1 pseudogene is annotated in these 433 nt (G+C 62.8%); it reads right to left on the bottom strand.

The features are described 5' to 3' along the window. Positions 1–351: pseudogene (locus R0J88_RS18815) on the bottom strand (hypothetical protein); the annotation flags it as partial. Between the last annotated feature and the right edge of the window lie 82 nt (positions 352–433).

Here is a 433-nt window from a genome sequence, read left to right as displayed (position 1 = left end):
GGCCAGATCGTCAAGCAAGGTCGGGCAGACACGTGCGGGGCCGTGATGCTCGCGGCCGCCATGCACGACGCGATGACCGGCTGCAGTGATGGTCAGGCCATCATCATGGCGCTCCAGCCAGTCGAAAAGCGCCGGGATCAGATCCTCGTGACTGGCCCCCGGATGCAATGGCAGCTGAGCATCCCAATTCGGGGTGGTGCCATCGCGGGTTTGCGCTGTGAACCTGGGATGGCTGCCGATGCCGGAGAGCTTGCCGCGCAATACTGGCTCCTGTACACCCTCCACTGCTGGGAAGAGGGCAAACTTGATGCTGGAGGAGCCTGCGTTCAGCACCAGCGTGACATCGGTCATGAGCGGATTTCCGTCTGGTGGTTTAGATAGCGCTGTGCCAACGCGCAGGAAGCCAGTCGTGACAGCAGGCTGTCTGCGCGAC

This window comes from Pseudoalteromonas sp. SIMBA_162 (assembly GCF_046535955.1).
In the GTDB taxonomy this organism is placed as follows: domain Bacteria; phylum Pseudomonadota; class Gammaproteobacteria; order Enterobacterales; family Alteromonadaceae; genus Pseudoalteromonas; species Pseudoalteromonas marina.
This window is presented reverse-complemented; position numbering and strand designations above follow the sequence as displayed.